General features: G+C 31.3%; 17 protein-coding genes. 11 read left to right on the forward strand and 6 right to left on the reverse strand.

Going from position 1 to position 22,142, the window contains the following annotated elements; translation table 11 throughout:
- The first annotated feature begins 113 nt into the window (after positions 1 to 113).
- From ACYEKI_RS09415 to ACYEKI_RS09435, 5 genes are read left to right on the forward strand one after another with little or no spacing between them, the layout of a single operon-like run.
- On the forward strand, positions 114 to 2,222 hold the full coding sequence (locus tag ACYEKI_RS09415) for a tetratricopeptide repeat protein (RefSeq protein WP_459210936.1): 2,109 nt from the start codon (positions 114 to 116) through the stop codon (positions 2,220 to 2,222).
- Positions 2,215 to 3,078, forward strand: a complete 864-nt coding sequence (locus tag ACYEKI_RS09420) for a UbiA prenyltransferase family protein (protein ID WP_459210937.1) — start codon at positions 2,215 to 2,217, stop codon at positions 3,076 to 3,078. The genes ACYEKI_RS09415 and ACYEKI_RS09420 overlap by 8 nt, the downstream gene beginning before the upstream one ends.
- Entirely contained in the window at positions 3,075 to 4,382 is a 1,308-nt protein-coding gene (locus ACYEKI_RS09425) for an FAD-binding protein (RefSeq protein WP_459210938.1), read from the forward strand. The genes ACYEKI_RS09420 and ACYEKI_RS09425 overlap by 4 nt, the downstream gene beginning before the upstream one ends.
- Before the next feature lie 25 nt (positions 4,383 to 4,407).
- Positions 4,408 to 5,139, forward strand: a complete 732-nt coding sequence (locus ACYEKI_RS09430) for an SDR family oxidoreductase (RefSeq protein ID WP_459210939.1) — start codon at positions 4,408 to 4,410, stop codon at positions 5,137 to 5,139.
- A complete protein-coding gene (locus tag ACYEKI_RS09435) occupies positions 5,136 to 5,720 on the forward strand; it encodes an HAD-IB family hydrolase (protein WP_459210940.1) in 585 nt (194 codons plus the stop codon). The genes ACYEKI_RS09430 and ACYEKI_RS09435 overlap by 4 nt, the downstream gene beginning before the upstream one ends.
- A gap of 6 nt (positions 5,721 to 5,726) precedes the next feature.
- Here the strand turns inward: ACYEKI_RS09435 and ACYEKI_RS09440 are convergent, their stop codons facing one another.
- Positions 5,727 to 7,667 (reverse strand): tetratricopeptide repeat protein, encoded by a 1,941-nt coding sequence (locus ACYEKI_RS09440; protein ID WP_459210941.1) that lies wholly within the window; start codon positions 7,665 to 7,667, stop codon positions 5,727 to 5,729.
- A 154-nt stretch (positions 7,668 to 7,821) separates the two neighbouring features.
- Here ACYEKI_RS09440 and ACYEKI_RS09445 point away from each other — a divergent pair, with 154 nt between their 5' ends.
- From ACYEKI_RS09445 to ACYEKI_RS09460, 4 genes are all read left to right on the forward strand, one after another.
- Positions 7,822 to 11,283 carry a T9SS type A sorting domain-containing protein gene (locus ACYEKI_RS09445; protein ID WP_459210942.1) on the forward strand — a complete coding sequence of 1,154 codons (3,462 nt, stop codon included), beginning with the start codon at positions 7,822 to 7,824 and terminating at the stop codon, positions 11,281 to 11,283.
- A gap of 78 nt (positions 11,284 to 11,361) precedes the next feature.
- Positions 11,362 to 12,366: a hypothetical protein gene (locus tag ACYEKI_RS09450; protein ID WP_459210943.1), complete on the forward strand. Its 1,005-nt coding sequence runs from the start codon at positions 11,362 to 11,364 to the stop codon at positions 12,364 to 12,366.
- Between the two features lie 255 nt (positions 12,367 to 12,621).
- Positions 12,622 to 12,873 (forward strand): hypothetical protein, encoded by a 252-nt coding sequence (locus tag ACYEKI_RS09455; RefSeq protein WP_459210944.1) that lies wholly within the window; start codon positions 12,622 to 12,624, stop codon positions 12,871 to 12,873.
- A gap of 125 nt (positions 12,874 to 12,998) precedes the next feature.
- On the forward strand, positions 12,999 to 13,814 hold the full coding sequence (locus ACYEKI_RS09460; RefSeq protein ID WP_459210945.1) for an MOSC domain-containing protein: 816 nt from the start codon (positions 12,999 to 13,001) through the stop codon (positions 13,812 to 13,814).
- A 72-nt stretch (positions 13,815 to 13,886) separates the two neighbouring features.
- Here ACYEKI_RS09460 and ACYEKI_RS09465 read toward each other — a convergent pair whose 3' ends face one another.
- Genes ACYEKI_RS09465 through ACYEKI_RS09475 form a run of 3 tightly spaced genes read right to left on the reverse strand, consistent with a single transcriptional unit; the run spans position 13,887 to position 17,907 of the window.
- Positions 13,887 to 14,522 carry a hypothetical protein gene (locus ACYEKI_RS09465; RefSeq protein WP_459210946.1) on the reverse strand — a complete coding sequence of 212 codons (636 nt, stop codon included), beginning with the start codon at positions 14,520 to 14,522 and terminating at the stop codon, positions 13,887 to 13,889.
- The gene (locus ACYEKI_RS09470) at positions 14,519 to 17,437 is read right to left on the reverse strand and encodes an FAD-binding and (Fe-S)-binding domain-containing protein (protein WP_459210947.1); all 2,919 of its coding nucleotides are present in this window, start codon (positions 17,435 to 17,437) and stop codon (positions 14,519 to 14,521) included. Before ACYEKI_RS09470 ends, ACYEKI_RS09465 begins: the two co-directional genes overlap by 4 nt.
- Entirely contained in the window at positions 17,434 to 17,907 is a 474-nt protein-coding gene (locus tag ACYEKI_RS09475) for an Lrp/AsnC family transcriptional regulator (protein ID WP_459210948.1), read from the reverse strand. Before ACYEKI_RS09475 ends, ACYEKI_RS09470 begins: the two co-directional genes overlap by 4 nt.
- A 157-nt stretch (positions 17,908 to 18,064) precedes the next feature.
- On the opposite strand from ACYEKI_RS09475, the gene ACYEKI_RS09480 reads away from it, so the two are divergent.
- Both ACYEKI_RS09480 and ACYEKI_RS09485 read left to right on the forward strand, forming a co-directional pair.
- Entirely contained in the window at positions 18,065 to 18,874 is an 810-nt protein-coding gene (locus tag ACYEKI_RS09480) for a 2-oxoadipate dioxygenase/decarboxylase family protein (protein WP_459210949.1), read from the forward strand.
- A gap of 132 nt (positions 18,875 to 19,006) precedes the next feature.
- Positions 19,007 to 19,570, forward strand: coding sequence for a YdeI/OmpD-associated family protein (locus ACYEKI_RS09485; protein ID WP_459210950.1), 564 nt, complete (start codon positions 19,007 to 19,009; stop codon positions 19,568 to 19,570).
- Between the two features lie 121 nt (positions 19,571 to 19,691).
- Here the strand turns inward: ACYEKI_RS09485 and ACYEKI_RS09490 are convergent, their stop codons facing one another.
- The gene (locus ACYEKI_RS09490; RefSeq protein WP_459210951.1) at positions 19,692 to 20,525 is read right to left on the reverse strand and encodes a universal stress protein; all 834 of its coding nucleotides are present in this window, start codon (positions 20,523 to 20,525) and stop codon (positions 19,692 to 19,694) included.
- 25 nt (positions 20,526 to 20,550) lie between these two features.
- Complete coding sequence (hemN, locus tag ACYEKI_RS09495; RefSeq protein WP_459210952.1) at positions 20,551 to 21,915, reverse strand: oxygen-independent coproporphyrinogen III oxidase; 1,365 nt, start codon at positions 21,913 to 21,915, stop codon at positions 20,551 to 20,553.
- Between the last annotated feature and the right edge of the window lie 227 nt (positions 21,916 to 22,142).

The following is a 22,142-nucleotide window of genomic DNA, read 5'->3' on the forward strand; positions in this document are numbered from 1 at the left end:
AAATTAGCTTTAAAACAAATGTTTTTTTCATAATTACTTGTTTTAAATACGTTATATTTAACCTATTACTAACCATTTATACGATCTTAAGTTAGGTCATCAAACTAACCTTTATGAATAAACAAAGAATGCTATTATCGGGGGTACTTGTGATAACTTTCTTGGTGCTTATTCCTACGCTATATAATGGTTGGACAAACCTTGACGACCCTATGTATGTTCTAAACAATCCGTTAATTCGAGATTTATCGTTTAATGGTATCAAACAAATGTTTAGTACGCTACATGTTAATGGTTCCTATAATCCTTTAGTTTTATTATCCTGGGCTATTGATTATAGTTTAGTAGGGACTTCTCCAGCCCTATATCACGTTGTAAATCTAGGTTTGCACCTTATTTGTGTAATATTCGTTTTTTATTTGGCCTATGTTTTGTCCAAAAACAATAGTGTTGCTTTTGGTACTGCTTTACTGTTTGGAATTCATCCTATGCATGTCGAAGCTATTGCGTGGATTACTTCAAGAAAAGAATTATTATATACGCTATTTTATTTATTAGGACTCATCACGTATTATTGGTATCTAGAAAAGAAAACTTTACGCCTTTCTTATCACTATTTAGTATTGGCTTTTATTTTTTATACTTGCGCTTTATTTTCAAAAGGATCTGCGTTAACCTTTCCTTTGGTACTTTGGCTATTTGATTATTTAAAAAATCGAAAAGATACTATTCGTCTTATTATAGAGAAACTGCCTTTTTTAATCCTCAGTATCCTATTTACTTATTTATCTATTATTGCACAAAAGGAAGGAAATGCTTTACAGTTTAGAGCTTTTTATTCTGTATTTGATTCTTTGAGTGTAGGTTTTTATGGGTATTTGACTTATCTCATTAAAATAATTTATCCGCATACTTTGAGTGCTTTACATCCTTATCCTACACCATCTGGATCACCTAGTCCCTGGTATTTTTCTCTTGCTGCTATTCCTATTCTTACTATTACAGCTATTTGCATCTATAAATTAAAAAAAGCTAGGTCATTCGTTTTTGGGTTTGCTTTTTACTTTATTACTTTAATTCCAGTTATTCAAGTTTTATCCTTTGCGGTTTCGGTAACTGCAGATCGTTTTACATATCTACCCTATTTTGGCGTATTCTATATTATGAGTTTGGGTATCTTCAAATTATGGAATCAAAAATCTCAATACAAAAAGCTATTATTTACTTTATGTAGTATTTATGCCCTGTTTTTGTCTTATACAAGCTTTAATTATTCCGCTACATGGAAAAATTCGGAAACAGTTTGGTCTAGAGTTATTGAATATTATCCAAACTATTTTGTTTCTTATATAAATCGTTCTGAATATCGAATTAAAAACGGATTCCTTGACGCAGCTCTTAAAGATTGTAATACAGCTATACAAATCAAAAAAGATTACTTTCTAGCTTATTATAATAGGGGTTATATCTACGAAATTCAAAAAGATAACACCAAGGCAATTAACGATTATAGTACTTCTATTTTATACAATCCCAAAGCTTTTCAGGCTTATCAAAACAGAGGTATTTTATATGTACAACAGCAGAAATATGATCTTGCTTTAAATGACTTTAATCATTCTATCAAATTAAAACCAAAAGATGCGCTTGCATATCTTAATAGAGCTTCTTTATATGAAAAAACTGGCTTATATAACAAGGCTATTCAAGACGCAACATCTTCAATAGCATTATTCGAGCTCAATGCAAAAGCTTATTATGTAAGGGCTAAATCTTTTCTTGCTAATAATACTATAGATAAAGCTCTTAATGATTTTTCAAAGGCTATTACTATAGATCCTAAATTAGCTGGAGCTTATACGCATAGAGGTACTATTTATTTTGAACAAAACTTAATTACAAAAGCGATTAGCGATTTTAATATAGCTATTCAATTAGAACCTCAACAAGTTGATGCTCATATTAATTTGGGTATAATTTTAATGAACAATACTCAATTAAAACAAGCTTTATTTCATTTTACTAAAGCGCAACAATACGCTCCTAATAATTACTTAGTATATATCAATCGTGCATTACTCTACAAGCGTATGCACAACTATCAAAATGCCCTAAAGGATATCGAAAAAAGCATATCGTTAGCCCCTACTAACAATGCAATTCATCAAGAAAAACTAAAGCTTATTGCATTAATTTCTAACGAAAGTTTAAGAAATGATTAAACTGTATTTTAATTTATTTAGGGTTCATAATTATATCAAAAACATTTTTGTTTTTACTCCGTTGTTTTTTGATTTTCAATTCTATAACCATACCATCACATATGCTTTTATTGCTTTTTTATGTTTTTGTTTATTAGCTAGTAGCATATATATATTTAATGATATTATTGATCTTTCTTCAGATCGCTTACATCCAATAAAAAAATTACGACCTATTGCCTCTCGTAAAATCTCAGTAAAAAAAGCAATAATACTCGCTATAATTTGCTTGTCCACTAGCCTAATTACTTTATTAATAGTTAAACCTATTTTATTAATAGTTGCATTAATTTATGTGATACTCAATATTCTGTACTCTAAATTATTAAAGCAGGTTCCGGTTATTGATCTTATTATAATTGCTATAGGATTTTTATTAAGAATCTTAATGGGAAGTTATGCTACAGATATTCCTGCTTCGAATTGGATATTAATCATGACATTTTTGCTATCCCTCTTTTTGGGCTTTTCAAAAAGACGAGCTGATTTCATTCTAGCTTCTCAACGGCATTTAAGCATTAAAAACATAGCTATTTATTCTCTTCCCATTCTTGATACTATATTATATGGTTTGGCAATTATTATTTGCGGAACCTATCTTATATATACTTTTGACACTTCGGTTATTGAAAGAATTGGGAATTCTTATGTATTCATTAGCACATTTTGGGTTATATTGGGTATTGTAATTTATTTAAATTTTATCAAATCTAATATCACCTATAAAGATCCTACGGCAATCATTCTTGAACATAAAAAAATACAGCTTATACTTATTTGCTGGGTATTAACCTTTATTTTATTAAAATATCTATGAATACTATTAATAAAATTACAGGAATCTTAAGTTCGTGGGGAAATTACTTTAGGATAAAAGCTGTTTCTTATTGGTTAACATCGTTAAAGATTCCTGATGCTTTAATTAAAACTGCATATATACCATATGGCAATGGTAGAAGTTATGGTGACTGTGCTTTAAATTCTACTATCCTTCATACTACAAAATTTAATCAAATAATATCATTTGATAACAAATTAGGTATTATACAATGTCAAGCAGGAATACTATTAGCCGATATTCTTGAAGAAATAATTCCTCATAAATGGTTTCTTCCTGTAACTCCTGGTACAAAATTTATTACTCTAGGAGGTGCTGTTGCAGCAGATGTTCACGGTAAGAATCATCATAAAGAAGGTTGTTTTAGTACTTATCTTCTTAATCTTGAACTCTTATTGCCTTCTGGCGAAATCCTACAATGTTCTCCTCAAAAAAACGCTGCATTATTTAGAGCCACTTGCGGAGGTATGGGACTCACCGGAGTTATCATTTCTGTTACATTTAAACTCAAAGCAATACAAAGCACTTTAATATCTCAAAAAACTGTATTGTCTAATAATCTAGAAGCTACTTTTGCTGCTTTCGAAAAACATAACACAGCAACATATACTGTAGCCTGGATTGATGGTTTAACTTCAAAAAAACAATTAGGAAAAAGTGTGCTCTTTATAGGAGAACATGACAGTCAAGGAAGCTTTGATTATTCATCAAAACAATCACTTAGCATTCCTCGTTATTTTCCTTCTTTTGTACTAAATCCGTTGAGTATAAAACTGTACAACTTTTTTTACTTTAGAAAGCAAAATAAAGGGATACAAAAAGTACCGTTAAATACTTTTTTCTATCCTCTAGATGCTATTAAAAATTGGAATCGAATTTATGGCAAAAAAGGTTTTATACAATATCAAGTTATTATACCTAAAGTAAATGCCTATAACGGAATTTATGAACTCTTATATAAGATACAACAAAGTAATCATACACCTTATCTTATTGTATTAAAGTTAATGGGTAAGGAAAACGACAATTATTTATCTTTTCCCCTAGAAGGCTATACTATTGCTATTGATTTTAAAATGGGTAAACACTTACTTTCTTTTTTAAATCAATTAGATCAAATAACTTTATCTCATAACGGACGAGCTTATTTGGCAAAAGATGCTCGAATGAGTCAACCTTTTTTTGAAAAAGGATATCCCAGATTGAAGTTATTTAAGGACATAAGAACTTTTCATCATTTAGAAAATTTGCAATCTTTACAATCAAAAAGATTAGGCATCTAAATACAGCTAAAAATTATACGCTATTATGAAATACATATTGATTTTAGGTGCGACAAGTGATATTGGTAAAGCTATAGCTAAAGTTTATGCACAACATGGTTATCATTTAATACTTACTGCAAGAGATACAAACCATTTGTTGAGTTTAAAAAAGGAACTAGAAGATCAATATATGATTGCTATACAATTAGAATCTTTTGATGTTTTACAAACTATTACACATCAATCTTTTTTTGATAATCTAAAAACCAAACCTTATGGTGTTGTTTATTGTATAGGTTATTTAGGTAACCAAGAATTGGCTCAAAAAGAATCAACTGAAGCTAATCTAATTCTACAAACTAATTATACTGCTAGCATACCTATATTATCTATACTAGCTCAATATCTAGAATCTTTAAAACAAGGGTTCATTATAGGTATAAGTTCTGTAGCAGGAGATCGAGGTCGTGGTAGTAATTATTTTTACGGAAGTGCAAAAGCTGGATTCACCGCTTTTTTAAGTGGTTTAAGGGCACGCTTAGCAAAAAACAACGTACATGTACTCACTGTAAAACCTGGCTTTGTTTATACAAAAATGACAGCCCATTTATCTTTACCCCAATTATTAACCATAGCTCCTACTGCACTTGCTCACTCCATTTTTAAGGCACAACAAAAAAAGAAAAATGTAATTTATGTCAAATGGTTTTGGCGATATATTATGTGGATAATCAAACTGATTCCTGAATTTATTTTTAAAAAACTCAACCTATGACTGTTGCTTTTTTTGATTTTGATGGTACTATAAGCCATAAAGATAGTTTCTTAGATTTTATACAGTATACTCATAGCAAATCAAAACTATATACTGTTCTTTTTAGGTATGGATTTTCGGGTATTGGATATAAATTAGGTCTTGTCTCTGGTCATAAAATGAAAGAACTTCTTTTAACTCATTTCTTTAAAAATTATGAATCGGAAAAATTCCACCATTTGGGTCATGATTATTGTAAACACCAGATATCGAATATCATAAAACCAAATGCTTTAGAAAGAATATTATGGCATCAAAAACAAGGTCATAAGGTCGTTGTTGTTACAGCATCATTAGCTACTTATATCAAACCTTGGTGTGATCGTTTAGGCATACAGTGTATCGCTACACAAATTCAGATACATGATTTAAAAATTACCGGAAAACTCAAAGGAAAAAATTGTAATGGTATCGAAAAAGTTAATCGAATTAAACAGTTATACGATCTAGATACTATTCAATACAGCTATGCTTATGGCAATACTAGTGGCGATAATGCATTATTAAGTATTGCTAACGAACGGTTTTATCGGTATTTTTAAAAAGTATCATCTATATGGATTTTCAAACAATAACTTTAATTCTTTTATACGGTCATTAGTTCTTAATCTTAAATTAATCTCTTGAGATAGCTTATCATCATTTTCAAGCTTCAATATTTCTAGAGTGATCATATATGCTTCTTGATATAGTTCTGCTTCTAAAGCACAATGTAAGCTCATTTTTAGTGCTTTTATAGTATTAGGATAATTAATTCCAACTAATTCTTTAGCTATTTGATATGCTAGAGTATATTCATGTAAACTAAAATAAGATTCGAGCGTTAATAACTTAGCATTTGGGTCAACCGTATAATCATCAACTTTAGCAAAGTATTCTAAAGCCTTTTTGGGGTTATTACGTTCCCTTAAAAAATATCGTCCTTGATCTATCAATAATCTACCATATTCATAATCTATATCTTTTTGAGCAATCGGAGCTAATTTCTCAAGTAATTGTTCTCCTCTTTCTAATCGATTAATTTTAAGATCATCATCCAATGTATATGCATGTTTAATAACTTGTGAAGTCCAATCATAATAGGTGTTATACATTCGTATAGCAACATGCTCTAATCTTAATGACAATGCCTTTTCTGATTGATGCACTATAAAAACAGGCAAGCTTAAAATCGTAAAAAAACCTGCTACATATAACATCTTTGATGAGGAATATTCTATAGGTAATTGTAGCACTATAACACCAGTTAAAAGCAATAAAAATGGTGCAGGTAATGAGAATAAATCCCAGTCTATTGGTAATCCTAATAATGGATTAGTCATAAAAAGAAGCGTTACAAATAATAGAAAAGCCATTCCTATAATCACAATTTCTGGAGCATTCCAATTTATAGATTTTTTATATGTAATAACTATATATATTAAGATAATTAACGCTATTGGGCTCCATAATAATGATACCGAAAAAAAGTCAAAAAAATGATTAAAACTCAGTAAGCTGTATTTATCTAATGGTGCTTCTGGAGAGAATAATGGCAAAAAAATATGATCAAACGCCATTGTCGTACTTTGTAAATTCCTATCATCACTATGATCTTTAAAAATGAAAAAATACGCTAAAGCACCTATTATAAAAATCGGAGCTATTATGAATGTACTTACCTGTTTCCAATTAGGATAATATCCTTTTGTTTTTTTCCATAAAATACATCCTAACGAAGGAATACACAAAACTCCGATAGTATGTAATTTAATACTTACAACTGATACTAGTATCAAGCTCCATAACAAATACTTTTTTTCTGTTTTTATATAATGTATGGCTATAGATCCCCATAAAAGATTTACAAACAACACTGGAGCATAAATTTCTATATGTCCATAAAACAATAGCATAAATGGTGCTGTAATTCCGGACAAAACCATAATAATTTGCCATTTTTTATCCTTGATATAGTTTGTAATAAATTGAAGCCATGTAAACACGAAAAGCCCCCCAAAAAAAGCATTCACAATAATAAAACTTGTCTTATAAGTAACTTGAAAGTAATAAGCTATATATGTAATAATGGCAAGAACAGTACCCTCTCCGGCCCAAGGAGATAAACTAAAAGAAAAAAAACGACTATGGGTTTCTTTTGGTATTTCTAATGGTATTTTATGTAAAAACTTATTGAATTTATACGCATCTCCATAAAAGTCTGCCACCATGGGGAATAACAACATCGTTAAACAGATGACTAAAGTTATTAAAATGTTAAATTTTAGGTTCAATACTATCCTCTCTATTAAACTAAAATTGAATTTCTCTTTTATAAAAAACTTAAATAAAAACAATAATATGACTACTAAAAATAGTATTTGATACACTGGAGAAATAAATCGCATAAAATGTACACTCCACCACGTTTCTGGATATAGAAAACCGAGTAGATAAAAACTAAAAAATAATAACGTAATACAACTTAAAATTTTAGTTTGCTTCTTCATTTAATTCGTTTTTATACTAGCAATATACTTTAATATTTTACTAATAAAAAACACACATAAACACTAGTACAACAATAAGTTAACGTTAAAACCGTAAATAACTTTAACATTTATAATTTATATTTATAGAGCTTAAAACTAGACCAACACAACAATGAAAAAACTACTCTTATCCTACCTATTCATCATCAGTTTTTTACTATCAAATTCACATCTAATTTACGCACAAACCGCAAACGAATCCCTTGGTACAGCTGCTGGAGGTTCTATTACGTCTGGTGACTATAATGTTATGTTAGGAGATTCTGCTGCTTATACACTCTCTAGTGGTTCACTTAATGTTATGGTAGGTGCTCGAGCTGGATTTAGTCAAACTAGTGCTAGCGATAATACCTTTATAGGTCGTAGTGCAGGATATTCTAATACTACAGGATTAGATAATACTTTTATAGGCAAATGGGCTGGTTATTATAGTACATCTACAGATGGTACCTTTATAGGAACTCAAGCAGGTCAATACAATACAACAGGAAGTGATAACACTTTTGTGGGAGAAGAATCTGGGCGATATAACACCACTGGATCTGATAATGTATTTATGGGTGAAGACTCCGGTTATAATAATACTACTGCAAGTGATAATACTTTTGTAGGTAATGCTGCTGGAAGAACAAATACCACTGGATACAGAAATGCTTTCTTTGGTAATGAAGCTGGCTATGATAATACAGAAGGACATCATAATACTGCTGTAGGAGATTCTGCTGGAGTTGATAATAGTCGTGGTGTTTATAATACTATGATAGGTGCTGGTTCTGGTGCTGCAAATGAATATGGTAGTTACAATACTTTTATAGGTGGATATGCTGGATGGGATAATAATCGTACAAATCAATCTGCTGGGGTAAATCAAAATACTTATGTAGGTTTTAGAGCTGGTTATACCAACCGTACCGGTGAAAATAATGTTGGTATGGGATCTAGAGCCGATTTTAATAATACCAATAGATCCAGAGCTACATTTATTGGTTCTAATGTTGATGCAGATAATAATGATGTTGTAATTGTAGGATATAATTCTGAAACAGATGGTCAATATGCTATTGCTATAGGATCAGAAACTTATGCTAAAAGTACTGGGGATATCTCCATTGGTCATAATGCCAATTGGGGGAATTCAAATAACAATACGTATAAAATGGCTATAGGGTATAATGCTCAGGTTTCTGGACAATATTCTGTAGGTATGGGGTATCAAGTTGATATTGATAATCAACAAGTAGTAAGTCTAGGTTCAAGTACTGTTGCTCAAAACAATGGTGCTATTGTTATAGGTTATGGAGCCGCATCAAATGACGTAATCGATAATAGCGGCGGAGATCCTGATGCTACAAATAACATTGCTATAGGATATAATGCATTGGTAAGTGGTGATAATGCTATAGCTATAGGAAATGCCGCGTCAGCTGTTAATGCAAATACTATGGTTTTAGGTGGTGCTACAAATCCAGTAAGTGTAGGTATAGGAACTGATACTCCTAGTAGTAATGCATCTTTAGAACTTTCTGGAACTACCAAAGGTTTTTTAATTAATAGAATGACTACAGCACAACGCACTACTCTTGAAGGGAACATAGATGCTACTTATGAAGGATTAATGGTATACGATACCGATCTAAAGACACTGCAAACTTGGGATGGAACACAATGGATCAGCGCTATTGCAGATGATTTAGGTAATCACACCGCCACAACAACCCTTGATATGAGTTCAAACATAGTAGACAATGCTACATACGTAGATATTGTTAATGCTAGTGGAAATGGTATTCGTTTTGCTGGAGGAAGTAATAATTATAAAATTGATTATGGTACTACTACAGAATATCAATATGGTCCTGTGACAGATCGCAGTATCAAAATGAATATGAATAACACAGCTGGTAGAGGTTGGACTTGGGGAATTAATGGCGAAACACCAATCGCTGCCTTAGACAATACTGGAAAACTTCAAATTGCTGGTGATCTTACTATAGGTGCATATACATTACCTAATAGTGATGGTGCTCTAAATCAAGTTTTAACTACAGATGGTGCTGGTAATCTAACTTGGGTTACACAAACTGATAACCAGGAATTATCTATAAATACAAATACTTTAAGTTTATCTGGTGGGACTAATACGATTGACCTCTCTGGATATTTAGATAATACGGACAGTCAAGCTTTATCTCTAGCTACTAATATTTTAAGTATTTCTGGTGATGCTGGTACAATCGATCTTTCCGGGTATCTTGACAATACTGATAGTCAAGAATTATCTATTAACGCTAATACCTTAAGCTTATCGGGAGGTACTAACACTATTGACCTCTCTGGATATTTAGATAATACAGATAACCAAGCATTATCTCTAGCTGCTAATATTCTAAGTATTTCTGGTGATGCTGGTACTATTGATCTCTCTGGGTATCTTGATAATACCGATAGTCAAGAATTATCTTTAAATAGTAATACCTTAAGTTTATCTGGTGGAACGAATACTATCGACCTCTCTGGATATTTAGATAATACAGACAATCAAGCATTATCTCTAGCTGCTAATATTCTAAGTATTTCTGGTGATGCTGGTACAATCGATCTTTCTGGATATCTTGACAATACCGATAATCAGGAACTATCTATAAATACCAATACCTTAAGTTTATCTGGTGGAACGAATACTATCGACCTCTCTGGATATTTAGATAATACAGACAATCAAGCATTATCTCTAGCTGCTAATATTCTAAGTATTTCTGGTGATGCTGGTACAATCGATCTTTCTGGATATCTTGACAATACCGATAATCAGGAACTATCTATAAATACCAATACCTTAAGTTTATCTGGTGGAACGAATACTATCGACCTCTCTGGATATTTAGATAATACAGACAATCAAGCATTATCTCTAGCTGCTAATATTCTAAGTATTTCTGGTGATGCTGGTACTATTGATCTCTCTGGGTATCTTGATAATACCGATAATCAAGAATTATCTTTAAGTGGTAATACCTTAAGTCTTTCTGGAGGTACTAATACTGTTGATTTAAGTTCTTATGTAAATTCTGATAATCAAAATTTAACTTCAGCAACTTTATCTGGTACAGATCTTACTATAGAAATTCAAAATGGAACTTCTGCTACAGTAGACTTAGCTCCATTAATTTCAACGCTGGAAGCTGACTTAACTACTGCTCAAAATGAAATTTCGACTTTACAAACTCAAATGACAGATGTTTTGGCTCGTTTACAAACCCTTGAAGATTGTGCTTGTCAACTTTCTGTAGATGATGTTACTGGTAGAAATCCAAATCAAGCGATTCTTTATCAAAATATCCCTAATCCATTTAATAGTACTTCTGCTATCAAATACTATTTGCCTATAGGAGTTAATAAAGCTGCAATTGTGTTTAGTGATACTAGTGGAAAAATCATCTCAAATGTACCTCTTAATCAACGTGGAGAAGCAGAACTAAATATCAATAGTGATGGATTAGCTACAGGAGTATATTATTACACACTTTATGTAGAAAATAGAAAAATAGATACTAAGAAAATGGTTATAGAATAATCATCTTCATCATAATAATCACAAAATAATATAAATAAGCTTCGTAAATTACGAAGCTTATTTTAATTTAAATAGGTTATGCAAACTAAAAAAATTGACATACTTAATACCTTTTTAATAGTATTCTCACTCATAATTGCTTATCTATTACCTTTTCAACTTTTTATAGTTGCCTATGCAGTATTAGGTCCTCTACATTATTTTACAGAGATAAATTGGATTCGGGATAGAAATTATTTTTCACCTTCAAAATATTGGATTCACCTAGTAGTAATTTTCTCGTGTGTTTTAGCAATTCCATATCTATTACGACTATCACTATTTGAAACAATTACTAATCATTATATATTTTCGTTTATCAAATATAACCTCTCTTCTATTCTCAATACCTTATTCTTTATAGGTATATGTGTTGCGGCTTCTTACGTATTTATAAAACGACAAAAAACCAGAAATTTTATACTACTATTTAGTTTCCTATTTGCCTTCATATTACATCAGTATCCTCTATATCATGTAATTTTTGGATTATTAATACCTACAGTAATTCATGTTTACTTTTTTACGATACTCTTTATGTGGTATGGAATGCTCAAAAATCAAAATATCATAGGGATTTTAAATATTATCTTAATGATTTTAATTCCCATTCTTATCTCATTTATAACAATACATCAAGATTTCTATCATTTTTCTACTACAATAAAAGCAGTCATTATAGATAATAACTTTCATGTATTAAATGTTACAATGGCTAAGATATTAGGTTTATCAGATGGTACTACATTTTTCTTCTATGAGAAGTTAGAGCTTAAAATTCAAATTTTTATCGCTTTTGCATATACCTATCATTATTTAAATTGGTTTTCGAAAACAACACTTATAGGATGGCATAAAAAAATAACCACAAAAAAATCTATCTCAATCCTCGTATTATGGAGTATTGCAATGAGCTTGTATTATTATGATTATACTCTAGGTATTAGTTTATTAATTTTTTCAAGCTTCCTGCATGTGTTTATGGAATTCCCTCTTAATTTTATCACAATCAAAGAACTAGTTCATTCCTTATTGAAAAGATAATTTAGCCTATTTAATTTCCCTTAAAGATAGTACTCAATTTAAACAAAACAACCTCTTATAATCTACTGATTATAAAATATTTAATCAAAAACAAAATTCCTTGTAATAATTCATTAAATTTAAAAACATTATAACCTTACCCCTACAGTTCAATAAGTTATTTAATAATTAATTGCTTACCTATTACATCATACAAGTCATTAAACCTCATGTGACTTAAAATAATTTGAGGTATAATCAATTACAGTTTATATCATGAAAAATTTATTAAACTTAGGAACCATTCTAAACAAAACTCAACAAAAGAACATTAATGGTGGGAATCGCCCTGGAGGAGATCACGAGGATTCTGGGTGCATTAGTACTTATCACACTTGTTTTCTAGGATCTAATCATGGATGTCCTACTGGTCAAACTTGTATGCGCTTTAGAAATGTGGATGAAATTAGTGGTGGTGGTACCACTGTTATTATAGAATCGTTTGAGAATTTATGTGTATGCCCATAATCTCTAAAGAATTTAAACTAGAGATTTTGAATCTCTAGTTTTTAAATATTTATATACTTCATAGTATTTTTAAACGCTTAAACTAGTATCTTTGGATTATCATTTTCAATCAAAGTGTTATACTTATGAGTGTACCTACTATATCACAATTAACCATTTATCCTATTAAATCACTTGACCCTATTTTTCTTTCAGAAGCAGAAATAGGAATTCATTCCCTATTAAATGATCGTTCTTTTGCAATGATTGATACAGAAGGGAAATATATAAATGGAAAACGCACTCCTCGAGTTCATCTCCTTAAAACAACTTATAGTTTATCTAAAAGTCTTGTAACATTTTCTGATCGCAATAACGAAAAGAACTCACATGTTTTTGAACTAAAAGAAGGAAACACTGAATTAGACCAATTTCTTTCTGATTTTTTTGATACACCACTTAGATTAGTTCGAAGTGACCAAGGAGATTTTATGGATGCTCCAAAAAAAAGTGGTATTACCCTAGTTAGTGATGCATCTTTAATATCATTACAACAAGATTTAAATACAACATCTTTTGATGACTTACGACTACGTTTTAGAGCCAATGTAGAAATTACAGGTGTTGATGCCTATTGGGAAGAAAAATTATTTACCACACCTGGAGAAGGTGTACATTTTAAACTAGGAAATGTTGAGATGATTGGTGTTCGCCCTTGTCCTCGTTGTAATGTTCCTCCCAGAGATCCTCATACTGGAGTTCTTGATAAGACATTTGCTAAAAAAATGATGTTGAGCAGGAAACGTAACTTACCATCTCAAAATACACTATTATCTCACGGAAAAAACACCTATTACTTAAGTGTAAACGTATATATACCAACATCTCAAAAAGGTAAAAAAATAGCTATTGGTGATACGCTAAACATCATCAAAACAGTTTCTTTGGAAGGGTTATTTTAAAAAATAAATATATCCTGTAACTTTTATTTATTAAATATCTTTTATCACAGGATATATTCATTGAACTATAAATCAAGAAAACTTCTCTTTTATTTCTTTAATGCAGTCTTTTGCTAATTCTCTATAATGCTCCTCTTCTGTTGCTTCTGCATTTAAATACCAACTTGAAAAATCAATTGATAGTGTAGGGAATTTGCTCATTTCCCAAGCGCCATCTTCATTCCAGATAATTCCTTGAGATAATTCTGCTAATGCTTCGCTTATGCATCCTTGTAATACATAAAAAATTGCTTGCATCCCAAAATTGCGATTCACATACCAACATGTATCCACAATTTTAACTTTTTCTAATCGTTGATCTAGGTCTGTAATACTGGTATTGCATTGTTTTAAATCATCCAAACACCACCAAGGATTAGTAGGATCTATCAATTCATCTTTTATTTGGTCTTTATAAACTTGTATACCTCCATCTATATCATTAATTGTAAACCAGATGTATTCATTTTCTTGCCAATTAAAACTCGCTTCAGGATTACATCCTAAGCTATAACTTTCTTCTTCATCTCGTAAAGTTGCAGAAATGGTCATTTCTCCCACTCCTATTTTCTTTAAGAAAGTATTTAATTTTTGCTGACTTAAACTACAAATTTGATCAAACGTATACGTCTTATTTTCTACAGGAATAATTTCTATGGTCGAACTCATTTTAAAGCTTCTTTTAATATGGTTATAGGATGTTTTGCATTACGCGAAGTTCCATCTTTAATTTGATGTCTACAACTTGTTCCTGTTGCAGCGATAATAGTTTCTTCTGGAGCCTTTCGTACAGCAGGGAACAATGTTTGTTCTCCAATATTCATACTCACCTCATAATGTTCTTTTTCATATCCAAAAGACCCTGCCATTCCGCAACATCCTGATGGAATAATAGTAACTTTATAGTGTTCTGGTAGGTTAAGAATACTAAAACTATGATATATATTAGACAATGCTTTTTGATGACAATGTCCGTGTAATTTAATCGTTTGTTTTGTTGTTGTAAATTGCTCTTTTGTAATATTACCTAGCGACATCTCATTAGCCAAAAATTCATCCAGCATAAGACTATGTTTTGCTAATCTTGAGGCACCATCTTTATCTGAAGCCAATCGTACATATTCGTCTCTAAATGTAAGTATAGCTGAAGGTTCTACGCCTAGTAAAGGTTTCTCTGTAGTAACTATATTTTTAAACGTATTTACGTTACTATTAGCTACACGTTGTGCTTCTTTTAATAATCCTTTAGAAATAAACGTTCGACCACTTTCTTCATGATCAATTACCTCAACTTTATAATTCAATTTAGTTAGTACTTCTATAGCATCTATACCTATAGGAGTATCTAAGTAATTGGTAAATTCATCAATAAAAAAATATACCGACTTTATTGGGTTTTCTGGCTGTAATTTTTCCAAATGTGAAGCACACCACTTTTTTAATGAAAACTTATGCAATGTAGGGAGTTCTCTTTCTGGAGCAATTCCCATTGCTTTTTTCATTAATCCAGATGTCACTTTATTTGTAAAAAAGAAATTTGTCAACCCTGGAGTATAACTTCCTATTTTATTGAAAGCATTGTTATAGGCAAAAAGTTTAGTTCTTATAGAAGTCCCTTGCGCTTTTTGGTATTGGTATTGAAATTCTGCTTTAAGTGCTGCTACATCAACATTTGATGGGCATTCGCTAGCACATCCTTTACAGCTTAAACACAAATCAAAAACTTCTTTTAGTTCTTTATGATCAAATTTATTGACTTTATCACTATTTGTTAAAAATTCACGTAGTGTATTAGCTCTACCTCTTGTTGTATCTTTTTCATCTTTGGTAGCGCGGTAACTAGGACACATAGTTCCTCCAGCCTCGGGGGATCGCCTACAGTCTCCACTTCCATTACATTTTTCTGCTGCTCTTAATATCCCTAGAGAATCTGTAAAATCTAGTAAAGTTTTTACTTCTGGCTCTTTACGATCTGGAACATAACGTAATGATTCGTTCATAGGATATGCATCTACAATCTTCCCTGGATTAAAAATTCCGTTGGGATCAAAAGCTTTTTTAATACGTTTAAGCATTTGATAATTTGCATCACCTATCATATATGGTATATACTCTGCTCTTACGATTCCGTCACCATGCTCACCACTCATCGATCCCTTATATTTCTTGACCAAAGTAGCTACATCATCAGTAATCTGCTTAAACAAGCGAACATCTTCACCTTTCTTTAGATCCAAAATCGGACGCAAATGTAATTCTCCAGCCCCAGCATGTGCGTAATATACAGCATCTTGTCCATGCTTTTTCATCAAATCAGAAAACTCAGCTATATACGGCGCTAAATCTTCTAGAGCTACTGCTGTATCTTCTATACATGCAACAGCTTTACGATCGCCTACGATATTACCTAATAATCCTAAACCTGCTTTTCTTAATTCTAAAGCTTGATTGATCTCTTTTCCTTTTAAAATTGGATTAGCATAACTTAGACCTGTATTAGCTAATTTTTCTAGTAAAGCATCCTTTTGACGTTCTAAATCTTCGAGATTATCAGCCCTTAATTCTAACATCAAAATAGCTTCAGGATCATCTGCTATAAAAAAACGATTCTTTAATTGCTCCTTATTATTTTTTGTACAATCTAAAATCGTCTTATCCATCATTTCGCATGTAAACAAATTGTGATCCATTACTGGTGCTACATCTTGTAAACAATCTGCTATAGATTTATAATGAGACGCTATCATTAAAGATTCTTGAGGCGGAAGCTTATCTAATTGTAATGTTATTGTTGTACTTATGGCCAAAGTTCCTTCACTTCCAGCCAAAAGATCACACATATTAAAATCATTACCTTCTTCTTTAAAAACAGTAGTATTAATCAATTCATCTACTGCATATCCTGTACTTCTACGATGTATCTCTGGTTTAGGGAAATTCTCAAATATCGCTTGTTGTACAGCATCATCTTTCAACTCATCGTATAGCTTTTGGTATAAACTTCCTTCAAAAGTAGAAGCTGTTCGCTTTTGATGAAAATCTTCTTTATCAATAGCTTTAAAAATAGCCTCACTACCATCTGACAACAGCGTTTCTATGGCAACAACTTTATCACGAGTTACGCCATATTGAATAGAAGTAGTACCACTACTATTATTACCTACCATTCCTCCTATCATACAACGATTAGAAGTTGACGTATTAGGTCCAAAAAACAATCCATAAGGTTTTAAAAACCTATTAAGATCATCTCTTATTACTCCTGGTTCAACCCTCACTGTTTGATTTTTTTCATCAAGCTCAAGAATCCTCGTAAAATGTTTAGATACATCTACAACAATTCCTTCTCCTACACATTGTCCTGCCAACGAAGTCCCCGCTGTTCTAGGAATGATCCCTACTTTATGTGTATTGGCAAAAGAAATTAATTCTTTAAGGTCTTTCTTTGATTTAGGAAAAGCTACAGCCAAAGGTGTTTTACGATAAACCGATGCATCAGTCGCATAAAGCGTCTTTGTTAGTTTATCATTTAAAATCGTTCCATCTAGACGATTCTCAAGGGCTTTTAATTCGTTCGTATTCATATATTCTTCTGAATGATATCTAGAGGTACTGGTCTTTTAAAATTGGTATCAAAACAGATAAAACTATCTGTTCCTGCAACGCCATCAATTTGATGAATTTGCTCATATAATAGGGTTCTTAAGTGCTGATTATCTTTTGCAAAAATAAGGATGAAAATTGCATAATTACCAGATACGTAATTACATTCTACAATTTCTTGTATTTGTTGTAGTTCATTAACTACAGATACTGCAAATCGAGCTTCTCTCAATCTTATTCCTACATAAGACTTAGTTTTATACCCTATACGTTGTTCATCTACAGCAAAAGCAGCTTTATCAATCACTCCTTCTTGCTGTAATTTTTTAATACGTTGATGCACCAAAGAGTTAGAAATCTTTAACTCGTCGGCTATTTGAGAATACGGTTTTCTAGCATCTTCTCGTATATACGTTAAGATCTGTTGATCTACATAATCAAAATGACTCATCTTTTTCTTCTATTCTATAAAGTTGTCAGCAAAATGATTTTGTTAGGTGAATTTTAAAATTAATTTGACACAAAAACATTCATTAAAATGTAAAAATCATTCTACTAAAACCTAACAATGGTCAAAATTAGTATTTTTGCTCAAAAAAAGAAAGTAGATGGACACTAACCTATTTTTTGAGGAACTTTGGAAACAATACACTGCTAAAACACCTTCTGCTCAAAAGGTAAAAGATCTTTTTGAGAATGAAGGAAATACTATTTTTAACGATCATATCGCTATAAGAACATTTAACGATCCTAGGATTGATATTGAAGCTTTAGCGAAACCTTTCTTAGCAATGGGTTATGAACCTAAAGGTGAATATCGTTTTGAAGCAAAAAAATTATTTGCTAGACATTTTGAGCATGCAACAGATACTAACGCTCCAAAAATTTTCATCAGTCAATTACTTACTGAAGAATTTTCTGCAGCGCTACAACAAACTGTAACAGATCTTGTTGATAGTGTTGACGCTGAGCAATTAGCCAAAGAGGCTTTAATACTTGAGGGGCGTTTATGGGATACTCCTTCTTTTGATGTATACCAAACTCTAATGAAAGAATCAGAATATGCTGCATGGATGTATGTAAATGGATTCTGTTCTAATCACTTTACTGTAGATGTAAATAAATTAGATACATTTACTTCACTACAAGCTGTAAACGAATTCTTAAAAGAAAAAGGATTTAAATTAAATGCTTCTGGTGGTGAAATCAAAGGTACACCTGAGCAATTATTAGAGCAATCTAGTATTCTTGCAGATGTTGTTGACGTTGAGTTTAAAGAAGGTAATAAGAAAATTACTTCTTGTTATTATGAGTTTGCTTTCCGTTACCCTAAAGCAGACGGAAGTTTATTTACAGGTTTTATAGCTAATTCTGCAGATAAAATCTTTGAAAGTACAGATATGCAGTTACAATCCTAATCGGATTTTTTCTATATCATATATCTTTAAATGCAAAAGAGGTTCTTGATTAAGAATCTCTTTTTTTTATTATTAGAATTCGCTTTATTTCTTTTGCTGCCAAATTTGTATTTTTAAATTTTCACATTGATTATGGATTTACCCGAATTATACTTTAAAACAGCTCAAGAATGGAGATCATGGTTACATGAGCATCACAACACGGCAAAAGGAGTTTATTTGATTTTTTATAAAGTTAATTCTCAAATACCTAGTATGCGATGGGAAGAAGCCGTTAAGGTTGCTTTATGTTACGGATGGATTGATTCTACTGTAAAAAAATTAGACGATGAACGTCGTAGACAATACTTCACTCCTAGAAAACCTAAAAGCGTCTGGAGTAAACTCAATAAATCTTATATTGAAGATCTTACTGCAAAAGGCCTTATGCATGAAAGCGGTATCAATATGATTACTATTGCCAAAGAAAATGGTTCCTGGGTAGCCCTTGATGATGTAGAAAATTTAATTATACCTCAAGACTTACAAACTGCATTTAGCTTAAATCCTAAGGCCTTTATAAATTATAACAATTTTAGCCCTAGTTATCGTAAAGCATATTTGTATTGGTTATTTCAAGCAAAGCGAAAAGAAACTCGTCAAAAACGCATTCTAGAAATTATACGTTTATGTGAAGCTAATATAAAATCTAAATAAATAGACTGCTTAAAGCTTGATCAAATGACCAACACTTTAAACAGTCTTCCTTCTCTAACAAATAACTTATCGTTAATATTTTTAATACAGTATGTCCTAATTTAGGCTACCTAAATTACTTTTAATTAATATGGAACGTAATTACAGGTAAAGTCGCATGATTTGCTATATCTTCTCCTATGCTTCCGTATAAGAAATGAGAGAGTCCTTTGCGTGCATGAGTAGAAATTGCTAGAATATCTGCATCTACTTGAGCTGCATAATTAAAAGTTCCTCTTTCTACATTATAATCTGAATAATGTGCAACTTCTTTTAATCGATCTAAATTTCCATCAGCTTTGATTAAGAAACTTTTAATCTGATTGTCAATTTCTATAGTGCTCTCAAATTGGCTTGGTGTATTGATATATACAGGATATAGTTTTCCTCCAATTAATTTTGAGAACGCTTCTGCTTTTCTAAAAGCTTCTAAATCTTCGGTAGCAAAATTACTTGCAAATACTAATTTCTTAAATTGTATCGATGGTAATTGTTCCTTAACAACCAAAACTGGAACTGATGCGGTACGAACTACACGTTCTGTATTAGATCCTATAAACAACTCTTTAAGTCCATGGACTCCATGAGATCCCATGATAATCAAGTCTGCTCCATGTTCTTTAACCAACTCGTTAAGCTCACTAAATACTTTAAAATGCTTAACTATAGGTGTGATCTTAATATCTTTTAGATAAGGTTTATCCAAAAATGTTTCGAATTTCTGTTCTGCAAGCTTTAAAAAGAAAACGGATTCTGTGTGTGCTTGAGAGTTATTACGTATCAACATCGTATTTGACATTTCAAGCATATGTACAGCTAATATTTCAGCTTCAAATTGTGTTGCTAATTCTGCAGCAGCAGCCAATGCATATTCAGAATGTTCAGAAAAATCTACAGGTACAATAATTTTCTTCATAACTAATTAATTTTGGGGTTTACATTTAAATGGTCATCGAAAACAGTTGTGTTTCCGGTTTATCTTTTTGTAATCTCAAGTCAAATGCCATGCAAATGTTTCTTACAAATGGATGCCCTTTGGCTGTTACGCTAATTGTCTTATCTTCTATAGTAATTAACCCATCTGCTTCCATCTCTTTTAATCTTATCAAAGCATCTGGTAATTCATTAAAATATAATTCTTTATCTTTCCACGAAGTTTTAAAGTGACACATCAAGTTTAAAATATGTCTACGTATAACTTCATCTTCTTCATTTAATATATGTCCTCTATATACAGGAATTATATTGTTATTAATCAAGTGATAATACTCTTCTAATCCTTTAACATTTTGAGCAAAACCATACCAACTATCGCTTATAGAAGAAATTCCTAAACCTATCATCGCTTGTGTTTTTGTGGTTGTATATCCCATAAAATTGCGATGTAGTTCTTCATTTTCCATAGCTTTATACAAACTATCTGTACGCAATGCAAAATGATCCATTCCTATTTCTTCATAGCCTATACTAGAGAGCATTTCTTTACCAGTTTCGTATTGTATACGCTTCTCTTCAGCAGATGGTAAATCTTCTTTTTTAAATCCTCGTTGTCCATTTCCTTTAATCCACGGAACATGAGCATAACTATAAAAAGCCAAACGATCTGGTAATAATTCTTTTGTTTTTTCTATAGTCGTTTTTATATGGTCAAGAGTTTGAAACGGCAATCCAAAAATTATATCATGACCTACAGATGTATATCCTATTTCTCTAGCCCATTCTGTTACTTTTTTTACATTTTCAAAAGGTTGAATTCTATGTATAGCCTTTTGTACAACTGGATTGTAATCTTGAATCCCATAGCTCACTCTTCTAAAACCTAAATCATATAAGGTTTGTAAGTGTTCCTTGGTCGTATTATTAGGATGTCCTTCAAAACTAAATTCATGATCTTCTGCAACTATCGCTCTACGCAAAATTCCTTTAATCAAAAACTCCAGATTCGCAGTCGAAAAAAAGGTAGGAGTTCCTCCACCTAAATGAATCTCTTTAATACGAGGACGTTCTTTAAATAATTCACAATATAGATTCCATTCTTTTAATACCGCTTTAATATAAGGTTGCTCTACTTCATGTCGTTTTGTAATGCGTTTATTACATCCACAAAACGTACACATACTCTCACAAAATGGTAAATGTATATATAAACTAATACCGTCTTTATGATTACTTTCCTTTATACTACGCTGTAATGTTTCTTTCCATTTTTGCAATGAAAAAGAACTATTATCCCAGTAAGGAACAGTAGGGTAACTAGTATATCTAGGACCTGCTATATTGTATTTTTGGATTAAATTCGTCTTCATCTTTTCTATTCTATTTCTTATACCAAAAGTACTTGCTATGCCTCTCAAGAACTATGACATTTATCAGTTTTAAAAATCTCCTTTTGGTTAAAAAACAGAGCACAAAACCCTATAAAACACACGTATTCAAACAGTAAACTTGTACTTTTATATTAATTTCTATTAGATTTTTTTACATTTTGATAACCTCATCATTCAGTTTTTTTAACATTAAAACCTAACCGCTG

The organism is Aquimarina rhabdastrellae (genome assembly GCA_947387485.1).
In the GTDB taxonomy this organism is placed as follows: Bacteria; Bacteroidota; Bacteroidia; order Flavobacteriales; family Flavobacteriaceae; genus Aquimarina.

Bases quoted from the DNA above. Each gene is read 5' to 3' on its own strand.
- ACYEKI_RS09480 (WP_459210949.1), top strand. From the start codon at position 18,065: ATGGACACTAACCTATTTTTTGAGGAACTTTGGAAACAATACACTGCT.
- ACYEKI_RS09425 (WP_459210938.1), top strand. From the start codon at position 3,075: ATGAATACTATTAATAAAATTACAGGAATCTTAAGTTCGTGGGGAAAT.
- ACYEKI_RS09435 (WP_459210940.1), top strand. From the start codon at position 5,136: ATGACTGTTGCTTTTTTTGATTTTGATGGTACTATAAGCCATAAAGAT.
- ACYEKI_RS09460 (WP_459210945.1), top strand. From the start codon at position 12,999: ATGAGTGTACCTACTATATCACAATTAACCATTTATCCTATTAAATCA.
- ACYEKI_RS09490 (WP_459210951.1), bottom strand. From the start codon at position 20,525: ATGAAGAAAATTATTGTACCTGTAGATTTTTCTGAACATTCTGAATAT.
- ACYEKI_RS09430 (WP_459210939.1), top strand. From the start codon at position 4,408: ATGAAATACATATTGATTTTAGGTGCGACAAGTGATATTGGTAAAGCT.
- ACYEKI_RS09450 (WP_459210943.1), top strand. From the start codon at position 11,362: ATGCAAACTAAAAAAATTGACATACTTAATACCTTTTTAATAGTATTC.
- ACYEKI_RS09420 (WP_459210937.1), top strand. From the start codon at position 2,215: ATGATTAAACTGTATTTTAATTTATTTAGGGTTCATAATTATATCAAA.
- ACYEKI_RS09415 (WP_459210936.1), top strand. From the start codon at position 114: ATGAATAAACAAAGAATGCTATTATCGGGGGTACTTGTGATAACTTTC.
- ACYEKI_RS09485 (WP_459210950.1), top strand. From the start codon at position 19,007: ATGGATTTACCCGAATTATACTTTAAAACAGCTCAAGAATGGAGATCA.
- ACYEKI_RS09475 (WP_459210948.1), bottom strand. From the start codon at position 17,907: ATGAGTCATTTTGATTATGTAGATCAACAGATCTTAACGTATATACGA.
- ACYEKI_RS09470 (WP_459210947.1), bottom strand. From the start codon at position 17,437: ATGAATACGAACGAATTAAAAGCCCTTGAGAATCGTCTAGATGGAACG.
- hemN (WP_459210952.1), bottom strand. From the start codon at position 21,915: ATGAAGACGAATTTAATCCAAAAATACAATATAGCAGGTCCTAGATAT.
- ACYEKI_RS09445 (WP_459210942.1), top strand. From the start codon at position 7,822: ATGAAAAAACTACTCTTATCCTACCTATTCATCATCAGTTTTTTACTA.
- ACYEKI_RS09465 (WP_459210946.1), bottom strand. From the start codon at position 14,522: ATGAGTTCGACCATAGAAATTATTCCTGTAGAAAATAAGACGTATACG.
- ACYEKI_RS09440 (WP_459210941.1), bottom strand. From the start codon at position 7,667: ATGAAGAAGCAAACTAAAATTTTAAGTTGTATTACGTTATTATTTTTT.
- ACYEKI_RS09455 (WP_459210944.1), top strand. From the start codon at position 12,622: ATGAAAAATTTATTAAACTTAGGAACCATTCTAAACAAAACTCAACAA.